Below are 10,551 nucleotides of genomic sequence, written 5' to 3' on the forward strand. Positions count from 1 at the left end.
CCCGCTCCCACAGACAGTGGCCACCATTTCATCCCAGTACGAGGATCACGATGTCCGTAGAACTCCCCTCCATCGCCTACCGCGCCTTCCTCTTCGACATGGACGGCACGCTGCTCAATTCGGTCGCCGCCACCGAGCGGATCTGGACCCGCTGGGCCATCCGCCATGGCCTGGACGTGGCGAAGTTCCTGCCTACCATCCACGGCGTGCGCGCCGTCGACACGGTCGCCCGCCAGAACTTGCCCGGTGTGGATGTCCAGTCCGAGGCCGCGCAGCTCACCGTTGAAGAAATCGAAGACGTGGAAGGCGTGGTCGAGGTGCCCGGGGCGGTGGCATTTCTCAGGAGCCTGCCGCCAACGCAATGGGCTATCGTCACGTCTGCGCCGATGGCCTTGGCTTTACGCCGGATGGAAGCCGCCGGGATCCCGCGCCCAGAGGTGATGGTGACTGCCGAAGACGTGAGCGCCGGTAAGCCGAATCCAGGGTGCTATCTGTTGGCCGCGCAACGCTTGCAGGTCGCCCCGCAGGAATGCCTGGTGTTCGAGGACGCCGACGCCGGGATCAAGGCCGGCGAGGCGGCGGGCATGGACGTGATGGTCGTGACCGCCACGCATACCCACCCGGTGGTGACGTTGCATGGGCAGATCGAGGATTACCGTGGGCTGAGCGTCACGGTGGATGGCGGATCGATGCACCTTCCAATTCACCGCTAACCCCCTGTGGGAGCGAGCTTGCTCGCGATGGCGGTCCATCCAGCACCGATGCTGGCTGAACCACCGCTATAGCGAGCAAGCTCGCTCCCACATTGGATCTTCGGTGATTCGATCAGATCAGGTCACTACGCGATAGCACGGCACATACGCCGCGCCGCCCGGCAGTTTCATCCGATGCTGGGCGACGAAGGCTTGGAGCAGGCGATCCAGCGGCTCCATGATCGCGGCGTCGCCGTGGATTTCGTACGGGCCGTGTTCTTCGATCAGGCGGATGCCCTTGTCCTTCACGTTCCCCGCCACGATCCCCGAGAACGCCCGGCGCAGGTTCGCGGCCAATTCGTGGGCTGGCAATTCGCGGCTCAGGCCCAGGCTGGCCATGTTGGCGTGGGTTGGGTCGAACGGACGCTGGAAACCTTCGTCGATTTTCAGCAGCCAGTTGAAGTGGAACGCGTCGTTGCGCTCGCGGCGGAACTGCTTCACTTCTTTCAACCCCTGGGTCATCTGCCGCGCCACTTCGGCCGGGTCGTCAATGATGATCTGGTAATGCTTTTGCGCGGCCTCGCCCAAGGTCGCACCGACGAATGCGTGCAGTTGCTCGAAATACGGCGTGGCGCTTTTAGGCCCGGTGAGGATCACCGGGAAGGGCAGGTCCTGGTTGGCCGGGTGCATGAGAATGCCCAGCAAGTAGAGGAACTCTTCCGCCGTACCGGCGCCGCCCGGGAAGATGATGATGCCGTGGCCGACGCGGACGAAGGCTTCCAGGCGCTTCTCGATGTCCGGCAGGATCACCAGCTCATTGACGATCGGGTTCGGCGCTTCGGCGGCGATGATGCCCGGCTCGGTCAGGCCCAGGTAGCGACCGCCGTGGATGCGCTGCTTGGCGTGGGCGATGGTGGCGCCTTTCATCGGGCCCTTCATCACGCCCGGGCCGCAGCCGGTGCAGATGTCCAGGCTGCGCAGGCCCAGTTCGTGGCCGACTTTCTTGGTGTATTTGTATTCTTCCGTGTTGATCGAGTGACCGCCCCAGCACACGACGATTTTCGGTTCCACGCCCGGGCGCAGGGTGCGAGCGTTGCGCAGCAGGTGGAAGACGTAGTCGCTGATGCCCTGGGATGAGCTCAGGTCGATGCGCTGGCTGTCCAGTTCGTTCTCGGTATAGACGATGTCGCGCAGGGCGCTGAACAGCATCTCGCGGGTGCTGGCGATCATTTCGCCGTCGACGAATGCGTCGGCCGGCGCGTTCAGCAGTTCCAGGCGCACGCCACGGTCCTGCTGGTGAATGCGGATCTCGAAGTCCTTGTAGGCTTCCAGGATGGTCTTGGCGTTATCGACATGGGCGCCGGTATTGAGAATGGCCAGGGCGCACTGGCGGAATAGATCGTAGATGCTGCCGGAACCGGCTTCGCTCAGTTGCTGCACTTCGCGCTGGGACAGGGTTTCCAGGCTGCCCTTCGGGCTTACCGAAGCGTTGATTACATGTCTTTGAGTCATTCAGCTTTCCTTGAAAACGATGCCGCTCGCACGACGGCGGCATCTTGAAAAAAACATCCACGCAGGAAGATCGCACGATCCTTGCGGTATCGCCATGGACTTTGATCCGGGTCCTTCGGATCGCTTGCCACTTAAAATGAGCCCCAGCATAGCTAAATCGACCGGGCAGGCGATAATGCGCGACTCTTTTCACGCCACACAAGGAAATTGCGACGCGATGTTCGAGATCAAACCGTGGGACGCCGCCGACTACCGGCAACAGACCCGTCGCAGCACGCTCATCCTGGCCGTGGTGTTTCTCGCGCTGGCGATGCTGTTATCGAGCTTGGCAGTGATGGCGTTCGGTACGCCTGGAGGGGACAATTTTCGCTTCAATGTCGGTGGCGTATTTGCTGCCGTGCTGGTGATGGCCGGGCTGATGCGCGGGTATTTCTGGTCGCAGCCGTGGATGAGTGCGGCGGTGTACGGCTGGCAGCTCAAGCGCAGCCTGATGAGCATCACCAACGTGATGCATCAAGTGAAGGCCGGCGCGCAGGCCCGGGACCCGGCGGCAATGAAACTGTTGCGTTTCTATCACTTGGGCTTGGCCCAGATGCACCTGCTGGATGCCAATTCCAGCGACCACGCCTCGCTGGTTCGCGAGGCCGATGAACATCTGGAGAAATTGCAGGCGCAAGGCCTGGACCCTGATCAATCACGCTTGGACCCGGCCTGGATCGACACTGTGAAGCAGGCCTACAACGCGCGGCCGTAGCGGCCGCTCGTCGGTTCCCTTAGGGAAAAAATCAAACCCCGGCCAGCGGACGCCTTTCTCATGAACAGTCATGGAAAGGAGAGTCGAGATGCCTGGAAAGATTGTTCATGGAACCTGGGCCATGCTCTATGCGGCAACGGTGGGCCTGGCGGGCTGCGCGGGCGGCAACAGCCATTCACCGGTGGATGCGCCAGGGGCTGCGAAAAGCCCGACCACCGCGACCCTGGAAGCGGGGGCCGGGATCATGCAGGACAAACCCCCGTTGCAAGCGTTGGATACCTACCTCGATGGTTTTCATTTCTATAACGGACGAATGTCCGGGCAAATGGAAGCGCACCACTACTGCACGGCACTGAACGAAGAAATCTTCCAGTGCGCCATCTTCGACGCCAACACTGCCAAGGCCAAATTGATGGGGGTGGAGTACATCATCAGCAAGCGCTTGTTCGAAGACTTGCCCGCCGCCGAGAAGCAGCTGTGGCACAGCCATGTGCATGAAGTGAAGTCGGGCCAACTGGTCGCGCCGGGCATACCCGAAGCCGCCGAAACGCGCTTGATGAAGAACCTGGTCAGCACCTACGGCAAGACCTGGCACACCTGGCACACCGAGCAGGGCAACGCGCTGCCCTACGGCGTCCCGCAACTGATGATGGGCTTTACGGCCGATGGCCAGATCGATTCGCAGTTGGTGGGCGAGCGCGACGGGCGGATGGGCATCGACAGCGAAGCGAAGAAACGTGCCCGCGAATCCATTGAGGCGCCGGCAATCGATCCTGGCGCGGATGCGTGGCAGAAAGGCAAGATTTGGCAGATCAAGGATCCGACGGGGCATGCTCATTAAAGAAAGTGATCTTGAAGAAAGCTTTCTGTGGCGAGGGGATTTATCCCCGCTGGGTTGCGAAGCGACCCCAAATAATAAACGAATCAGATATCAAGTTTGTCGCCCGGGGGGCTGCTTCGCAGCCCAGCGGGGATAAATCCCCTCGCCACAAGTGCAGCGACAGCAAAAGATAGGTGCGTTTGGAAGTTAGGTGGGCGATTGGCATCCGTTACGGCTGTTTGAAATGCCCCGGAACATCGTGTTCCGTTTCGTTTGGCCTGGTTCTTTTCTGAACTTGAACGTCACTGATCTTGACACTCTTAAGTTCAGTGAAGGTCACCCTCAAGAGCGCTTCGGCTTCTTCGGTGGTCAGCGTCTCGGTGTCCGTTGCGAGTACCCGGCTATCGGGTTGGCCGTCGGCGATAAAGCTGATGATGAATCGATCGTGGCTCATTCATGACCTCGACAGGTTAAGCGCCAGGACGCAGCAAAGCTGCGCCCCAACGATTCTCCGGGTTACGACTTCCGGCCACCGCCGTGGCTACGTTCGCCACCTTTGCGGCCAGCTTCAGAAGCTTTTTCCCGGTCGTTTGCGAAATTGCCGCCGGAAGCATGTCCGCCTTTCTTGCCGGCTTCGGATGCTTTCTCACGGTCGTTTGCGAAGTTACCTGGGTTTTTGTTTCCGCTATTAGCCATTTCGAGAATCCTCATTTTGGTTAAGCGAGTAAAACGTGCCTCGCAGTACTGTGAAAGAAAACTGCGAAGGGAAGTTTAAAAAAAAACGTTTCGCTGGCGACGAACGGCATTGGTTTGTAAAAGTGTATGGAAAAAGTTATACAGCCGTTTCGCTTGAACTTATACAACATGGATTTTGTTAATAAACAAAACGGCGTCAAATCGAATTTATTCATTGCCAGGGGGACGGTTTCAGTCCTCGCCGCCGCTCACTTTCCAATGCTTGGCCTCGGGTGGGAACACCACTTGTTCAACCCGATGCGCGATGCCGAAGGCCAGGGAATTCTCCGCCGGGATCACTCGTTCTTCGGCGCACAGGCATTTGAAGATATCCAGTTGCGTGGCAGCGCCGGCCGTTTCCTTGACGTAGATTTCCACGTACCGCGCCACGTCGTTGTCGAGGCTGGACAGGTATTCGCGCAAGCGCGAGTGGTCCACGGATTTCTGGCCGAAATACCAATTCATCGGGTGGATCAGGAAGCGCGAATGCGGGGTCGTGGTGCGGTCGCTGGCGGCCAGGTACATGACGATGCCCATCGACTCGATGTTGCCGGCGTTCACGGCGCGCACCGGCACGGGGAGGGACTTGATGAAGGTGTAGAGGGTGAACCCGAAGTTGGTGCTACCGCCGACCGTAGAGAGGTTGAGCATCAGCGAGTCAGCGCCTTTTTCAATGGCTTCCAGGCAATTGTCGCGGAAGCGTTCGGTGGTTCCCTGATCGATCTGGCAATGGAAATGGACGATGTGTTCGGACATCTGAAACTCCTCTCGACGTCACGCGTTGACGAGTCTGCGGATCAGCGGCTCTGTACAGTTGGGAGTCCACCGGCTGTCGGATGTTCCACTTCCGTAACACGTTATCGAGTCCGGCTACGAATCGATCGTTTCGCTCAACAGGCTTCGACGGCGTGGGCCATGCGTTCCAAGAACATCGTCAGCGCCGCTTCCTGCGCACTGAGGCCCTTGCGCACCCGAGGCTTGGGCAGTTCATGCAGGACGCCGCCCATGAAGCCTTCCAGTACGGCGGGATGGATGTAGCATTTGCGACAGACGGCTGGCGTGTTGCCCAACTGGCGGGCGACTTGCCGGACCATCTCGGCGACGTGTCGCTTGGCCTCGGTTTCGGTTTCCCATTGCAATGTGCGCAGTCCCTCCAGGGCTGCCGCGCTGCCCGCCCAGGTGCGGTAATCCTTGGCGGTGAAATCCGCGCCGGTGAGTGTCTTGAGGTAGGCATTGACGTCCGATGAGGTGACGGCGTGGCGCTCGCCGTTCTCGTCCAGGTACTGGAACAGATTCTGTCCGGGCATTTCCTGGCAGCGCCGGATGATGCGCGCCAGGCGTCGGTCTTTCACGGTGATCTGGTGTTCGATGCCGCTTTTGCCACGGAACTGGAACGCGATGGCACTGCCGTTGACCGCGACGTGCTTGTTGCGCAGCGTGGTCAGGCCGTAGGAACGATTATCCCGGGCGTATTGGGTGTTGCCGACGCGGATCAGGGTCACGTCGAGCAAGGTGATGACTGTTGCCATGACTTTGTCGCGGCTGAAGCCCGGGGCGGCGAGAATGTCTTCCAGGCGCTTGCGCAAGCGGGGCAGGGTGCGGCCAAACTCCAGCATGCGTGAATACTTGTCGGCATCGCGCACTTCGCGCCAGCGTGGATGATAACGGTATTGCTTGCGGCCACGGGCATCGCGGCCGGTGGCCTGGAGATGGCCGCGCGGGTCGGTGCAGATCCAGACATCGGTGTAGGCCGGCGGAACGGCCAGGGCATTGATGCGCTGGATTTCGGCTGCGTCGGTGATGCGCTCGCCCGATGGATCGAAATAACAGAACTTGCCCCGCAGTTTCCTGCGGGTGATGCCCGGCGCCGTGTCGTCGACGTAATGCAAGTCGGCCGGGAGCGCATCGGGCATTGGGGTATCGGGCATGGTGGATCCTTGGCGATGAATTCGGATGGCCTGTGAATTCATTGACCGCTGGCCGTTGCGGTCGTGCCGAGATTCTCATATCACCCGATTCAAACCCTGTGGGAGCGAGCTTGCTCGCGATAGCGGTGGATCAGCTTGCTCAGAAGCTGAATGTGCCGACGTCATCGCGAGCAAGCTCGCTCCCACAGGGGAAATCTTCTGTGAACGGCTACGCCAACACCGCCACCGCCTTGATCTGCGCCCACAGCACTTGCCCTGGGTGCAGCTTCAACTGGTCGCGGGAATACCGGGTGATCCGCGCCAGCAGCGGGGTGCCGGCAGCGTCCAGGCGGATCAGCACGTGGGCCGCGTTGTCGCCGGCCAGTTCGCTGACCACCGTCACTGGCAGGCGATTGAGGATGCTGGTCTGCGCATCGTTTGCCAGGCTCAGGCTGACGTCCCGGGCCTGGACCTTGATGCGCAGCGGCAGTCCGTCAGCCAGGGGCGTGTGGGTCACGCGCATGCGGAGCTGGCTGTCGGGCAGCGTCAGGGTGAGCAACTGATACTGCGTGTCATAGCCGGCGACCTTGCCCTGGATCACCACGCCTGCGTCATCGCCCAGGGCCAGTGGCAGGTCGAGCCGGGCCAGGGTCTCGCCGATCGGCCCGCTGGCCAAGGCCCGCCCGGCATCCAGCAACACGATGTGATCGGCCAGGCGCGCCACTTCATCCTGGGAATGGCTGACGTACAGCACCGGGATGTCCAGTTCATCGTGGAGTCGTTGCAGGTACGGCAGGATCTCGTTCTTGCGTCGCGTATCGAGGGCCGCCAGCGGTTCATCCATCAGCAGCAAGCGCGGGCTGGTCAACAAGGCGCGGGCGATACCAACGCGCTGGCGTTCGCCGCCGGAGAGGTTGTGCGGCTGCCTGTCGAGCAGGTGGCCGATGCCCAGCAGTTCCGTCGCTTGGGTCATGTCCACACGCCGTTGCGCCATGGCAACGCGCTTGAGGCCGAACAGCAAGTTACCGCGCACCGACAGGTGATCAAACAGGCTCGCCTCTTGGAAAACGTACCCCAGCGCTCGCTGGTGGGGCGGCACGAAAATCCCGCGCTCGCTGTCCTGCCACACCTCGCCATTGACCTCGACGAGGCCCCGCGCAGGCCGGTCCAGCCCGGCGATGCAGCGCAGGCAGGTGGTCTTGCCGGAGCCGGATTCGCCGTATAGCGCGGTCACGCCCCGGCCAGGCAATTGCACGTCCAGGTCCAGGGAAAACGGGCCGTGGTCGAGTTGAAATCTCGCCTGGATCATCGATCAGCTCCAGCCGGCGCGGGTTCGGCGGCTGGAATACAACGCCAGCAACACCAGGAAGGAAAACACCAGCATCGCTGCTGCCAGCCAGTGGGCCTGGCTGTATTCAAGGGCTTCGACATGGTCGTAGATCTGCACCGACACCACCCGGGTCTTGTCCGGAATGTTCCCGCCGATCATCAGCACCACGCCAAATTCGCCGACCGTGTGGGCGAAGCCGAGGATCGCCGCCGAGATGAAGCCGGGGCGCGCCAAGGGCAGGATGACGCTGAAGAAGGTGTCCCACGGCCCGGCTCGCAGGGTGGCGGCGACTTCCAGGGGGCGGCTGCCGATGGCGGAAAAGGCGTTTTGCAGCGGCTGCACGACGAAGGGCATCGAGTAGATCACCGAGCCAATCACCAGCCCGGTAAAGCTGAAGGTGAGGGTGCCCAGGCCGAGGAACTGGGTGAACTGGCCGATCCAGCCGTTTGGCCCCAATGCCAGCAACAGATAGAAGCCGATCACGGTCGGCGGCAGCACCAATGGCAGGGCAACCACCGCGCCCACGGGCCCGCGCAGCCAGGATCGGGTGCGCGACAGCCACAACGCGATGGGCGTGCCGATCAGCAGCAGGATCACCGTGGTCAGTGACGCCAGTTTCAGGGTCAACCCGATGGCGGAATAGTCGGCGCCGGTCAGCATTTAGCGTTGATAACCGTAGGCTTGGATGATGGCGGCGGCTTTCGGGCCCTTGAGGTAGTCCATCAATGCCTTCGCGGCAGCGTTGTCCCGGCCCTTGCCGAGGATCACGGCGTCCTGCTTGATCGGGTCGTGCAGTTCGGCAGGGACAATCCACGCGGAACCGCTCGCCAGCTTGCCGTCCTTGAACACCTGGGACAAGGCCACGAAACCGAGCTCGGCATTGCCGGTGGAAACGAACTGGTAGGCCTGGGTGATGTTCTGGCCTTCGACGATCTTGCCCTTGACCTGATTGGCGAGCCCCATCTTATCCAACACCTGGGTGGCGGCGAAGCCATAGGGCGCGGCTTTCGGGTTAGCGATGGACAGGTGTTGGAACGCGTTGTCCCGCAGGACCTGGCCCTTGGCGTCGACGTAATTGTCCTTGGCTGACCACAACGCAAGCGTGCCAATGGCATAGGTGAAGCGCGAGCCTTTCACGGTATCGCCTTCGCTTTCCAGTTTGGCCGGGGTGGTGTCGTCGGCGGCGAGGAACACTTCGAACGGCGCGCCGTTCTTGATCTGGGTGTAGAACTGCCCGGTCGCGCCGTATGCGGCAATCAGTTTGTGTCCGGTGTCCTTCTCGAAATCGGCGGCGATGGCCTGGATCGGGGCGGTGAAATTGGACGCGACCGCGACTTGCACCTCTTCGGCGTGGGCAGCGTTGACACAAAAGCAGGCTGCCAGCAGCAGCGGGGCGAAATGGACTGGGCGCATGGACAGGGTTCCGTGGGGGCGGGTTCGCTATATAGCGGAATATATAGCGAATGGCTGGCAAACGGAACGTGGCATTTTGTCAGAAGTCAGCGGTGGCAGGGCTGCCGTCATCGCGAGCAAACTCGCTCCCACAGGATTTCGGGATGAATGCATGATTGATATTCACACTGAACCCCTGTGGGAGCGAGCTTGCTCGCGATAGCGTCCGGTCAAGCGCCGGGGACTGTCAGGCTTGCGCTCAGCCCTTGAATCGAGCCAGCGCCTCCTCGGCCAGACGCCGCGTCAACTCGCCGCTCGGCAACTCTCGCCCCATGGGAAACGCCTGGCCGGCCCAGAGATTGGAGAAGTCAGCTTCATCTTTGGCGCGCAAGGGCATCAATGCGCCGCCCGCCAGGGGAAAGGCGGGGGCGAGCGGGCTCATCGGGCCGACTTCGCGCATCACTCGGTTGACGATCCCTCGGGCCGGGCGCCCGGTGAACAGATTGGTGACCGCGGTCTGGCTTTCCTTGGCCGTGCGCAACGCCCGGTGATGGGACGCGCTGATCTTCGCCTCGGGCGTGAACAGATAGGCGCTGCCCAGCTGTACCGCCGACGCGCCCAGGGCGAACGCGGCGACGATTCCGCGCGCATCGCCGATACCGCCGGTTGCGATCACCGGCACCTTCACTGCGTCCACGATCTGCGGCAGCAGGGCGAACAGGCCCACTTGAGTGTTGAGGTCTTCACTGAGGAACATCCCGCGATGACCGCCGGCTTCATAACCCATGGCGATGATCGCGTCGCAGCCGTGTTGTTCGAGCCAGATGGCTTCCTCGACAGTGGTGGCCGACGAGAGGATTTTCGCGCCGGTGGCCTTGACCCGATCCAGCAACGACTTTTCCGGCAGGCCGAAGTGGAAGCTGACCACCTTGGGCCGCAACTCTTCCAGCACGCGGCAGGCTGCGTCGTCGAATGGCGTGCGATTGGATACCGGCGTTGGCGCGTCAAAATCGGCGCCAAGCTCTTCGTAATAAGGCTTGAGTCGTTGCTTCCAGGCCTCGGCCCTTTGCTCATCAAAGACCGGCGGTTGGTGGCTGAAAAAATTCACGTTGAACGGCTTGTCGGTCTGTCCTGCAATGTCGGTCAGGGCCTGGCGCAATTGCTCTACATCGAGCATCGCGGCAGGCATCGAACCCATCCCACCGGCATTGGACGTGGCGACCACCATGGCCGGACCGGTCACCCCGGCCAGCGGACCCTGGATGATCGGATGCTCGATGCCGAGCAGGTCGAGAATGCGGGTGTCTGGCCACTGACTCATGTCCGGGTGTCTCCGACGGCAGAAGGAAATGCTGTTTTTAGCAGGAGTGACCCGGCCAGGGCCAGTCGAGTTTTTCAATCGATGTCCG

12 protein-coding genes are annotated in these 10,551 nt (G+C 61.5%); 3 read left to right on the top strand and 9 right to left on the bottom strand.

Annotation, left to right across the window (positions count from 1 at the left end):
* Positions 1-50: 50 nt before the first annotated feature.
* Complete coding sequence (locus JMN22_RS26205) at positions 51-713, top strand: HAD family hydrolase (protein ID WP_198798331.1); 663 nt, start codon at positions 51-53, stop codon at positions 711-713.
* A 117-nt stretch (positions 714-830) separates the two neighbouring features.
* On the opposite strand, the gene ppnN is transcribed toward JMN22_RS26205, so the two are convergent.
* The gene (ppnN, locus tag JMN22_RS26210) at positions 831-2,204 is read right to left on the bottom strand and encodes a nucleotide 5'-monophosphate nucleosidase PpnN (RefSeq protein WP_030142239.1); all 1,374 of its coding nucleotides are present in this window, start codon (positions 2,202-2,204) and stop codon (positions 831-833) included.
* A 217-nt stretch (positions 2,205-2,421) separates the two neighbouring features.
* On the opposite strand from ppnN, the gene JMN22_RS26215 reads away from it, so the two are divergent.
* Complete coding sequence (locus tag JMN22_RS26215) at positions 2,422-2,958, top strand: DUF3087 family protein (protein WP_198798332.1); 537 nt, start codon at positions 2,422-2,424, stop codon at positions 2,956-2,958.
* A gap of 88 nt (positions 2,959-3,046) precedes the next feature.
* Positions 3,047-3,799 (top strand): OBAP family protein, encoded by a 753-nt coding sequence (locus JMN22_RS26220; RefSeq protein WP_198798333.1) that lies wholly within the window; start codon positions 3,047-3,049, stop codon positions 3,797-3,799.
* Between the two features lie 208 nt (positions 3,800-4,007).
* On the opposite strand, the gene JMN22_RS26225 is transcribed toward JMN22_RS26220, so the two are convergent.
* The 8 genes from JMN22_RS26225 to JMN22_RS26260 all read right to left on the bottom strand — a co-directional run bounded on the left by JMN22_RS26225 (position 4,008) and on the right by JMN22_RS26260 (position 10,463).
* Entirely contained in the window at positions 4,008-4,232 is a 225-nt protein-coding gene (locus JMN22_RS26225; RefSeq protein ID WP_030142236.1) for a hypothetical protein, read from the bottom strand.
* Between the two features lie 62 nt (positions 4,233-4,294).
* On the bottom strand, positions 4,295-4,474 hold the full coding sequence (locus JMN22_RS26230) for a general stress protein (RefSeq protein ID WP_003182983.1): 180 nt from the start codon (positions 4,472-4,474) through the stop codon (positions 4,295-4,297).
* A gap of 231 nt (positions 4,475-4,705) precedes the next feature.
* Complete coding sequence (locus JMN22_RS26235) at positions 4,706-5,269, bottom strand: ATP-dependent Clp protease proteolytic subunit (protein WP_030142235.1); 564 nt, start codon at positions 5,267-5,269, stop codon at positions 4,706-4,708.
* Positions 5,270-5,403: 134 nt separating this feature from the next.
* Positions 5,404-6,441 (bottom strand): DNA topoisomerase IB, encoded by a 1,038-nt coding sequence (locus tag JMN22_RS26240; protein ID WP_198798334.1) that lies wholly within the window; start codon positions 6,439-6,441, stop codon positions 5,404-5,406.
* A 208-nt stretch (positions 6,442-6,649) separates the two neighbouring features.
* Positions 6,650-7,729: a molybdenum ABC transporter ATP-binding protein gene (gene modC, locus JMN22_RS26245; RefSeq protein WP_198798335.1), complete on the bottom strand. Its 1,080-nt coding sequence runs from the start codon at positions 7,727-7,729 to the stop codon at positions 6,650-6,652.
* A gap of 3 nt (positions 7,730-7,732) precedes the next feature.
* Positions 7,733-8,410: a molybdate ABC transporter permease subunit gene (gene modB, locus JMN22_RS26250; protein ID WP_198798336.1), complete on the bottom strand. Its 678-nt coding sequence runs from the start codon at positions 8,408-8,410 to the stop codon at positions 7,733-7,735.
* Positions 8,411-9,163, bottom strand: a complete 753-nt coding sequence (modA, locus tag JMN22_RS26255) for a molybdate ABC transporter substrate-binding protein (protein WP_198798337.1) — start codon at positions 9,161-9,163, stop codon at positions 8,411-8,413. It abuts the gene before it with no gap.
* Positions 9,164-9,401: 238 nt separating this feature from the next.
* Positions 9,402-10,463, bottom strand: a complete 1,062-nt coding sequence (locus JMN22_RS26260; RefSeq protein ID WP_198798338.1) for an NAD(P)H-dependent flavin oxidoreductase — start codon at positions 10,461-10,463, stop codon at positions 9,402-9,404.
* Positions 10,464-10,551 lie beyond the last annotated feature (88 nt).

The sequence above is a fragment of the Pseudomonas sp. HB05 genome (genome assembly GCF_016756915.1).
GTDB lineage: Bacteria > Pseudomonadota > Gammaproteobacteria > Pseudomonadales > Pseudomonadaceae > Aquipseudomonas > Aquipseudomonas alvandae.

Excerpts from the sequence above, each read along its gene's own strand:
- JMN22_RS26205 (WP_198798331.1), top strand. The coding sequence starts at position 51 with ATGTCCGTAGAACTCCCCTCCATCGCCTACCGCGCCTTCCTCTTCGAC.
- ppnN (WP_030142239.1), bottom strand. The coding sequence starts at position 2,204 with ATGACTCAAAGACATGTAATCAACGCTTCGGTAAGCCCGAAGGGCAGC.
- JMN22_RS26215 (WP_198798332.1), top strand. The coding sequence starts at position 2,422 with ATGTTCGAGATCAAACCGTGGGACGCCGCCGACTACCGGCAACAGACC.
- JMN22_RS26220 (WP_198798333.1), top strand. The coding sequence starts at position 3,047 with ATGCCTGGAAAGATTGTTCATGGAACCTGGGCCATGCTCTATGCGGCA.
- JMN22_RS26225 (WP_030142236.1), bottom strand. The coding sequence starts at position 4,232 with ATGAGCCACGATCGATTCATCATCAGCTTTATCGCCGACGGCCAACCC.
- JMN22_RS26230 (WP_003182983.1), bottom strand. The coding sequence starts at position 4,474 with ATGGCTAATAGCGGAAACAAAAACCCAGGTAACTTCGCAAACGACCGT.
- JMN22_RS26235 (WP_030142235.1), bottom strand. The coding sequence starts at position 5,269 with ATGTCCGAACACATCGTCCATTTCCATTGCCAGATCGATCAGGGAACC.
- JMN22_RS26240 (WP_198798334.1), bottom strand. The coding sequence starts at position 6,441 with ATGCCCGATACCCCAATGCCCGATGCGCTCCCGGCCGACTTGCATTAC.
- modC (WP_198798335.1), bottom strand. The coding sequence starts at position 7,729 with ATGATCCAGGCGAGATTTCAACTCGACCACGGCCCGTTTTCCCTGGAC.
- modB (WP_198798336.1), bottom strand. The coding sequence starts at position 8,410 with ATGCTGACCGGCGCCGACTATTCCGCCATCGGGTTGACCCTGAAACTG.
- modA (WP_198798337.1), bottom strand. The coding sequence starts at position 9,163 with ATGCGCCCAGTCCATTTCGCCCCGCTGCTGCTGGCAGCCTGCTTTTGT.
- JMN22_RS26260 (WP_198798338.1), bottom strand. The coding sequence starts at position 10,463 with ATGAGTCAGTGGCCAGACACCCGCATTCTCGACCTGCTCGGCATCGAG.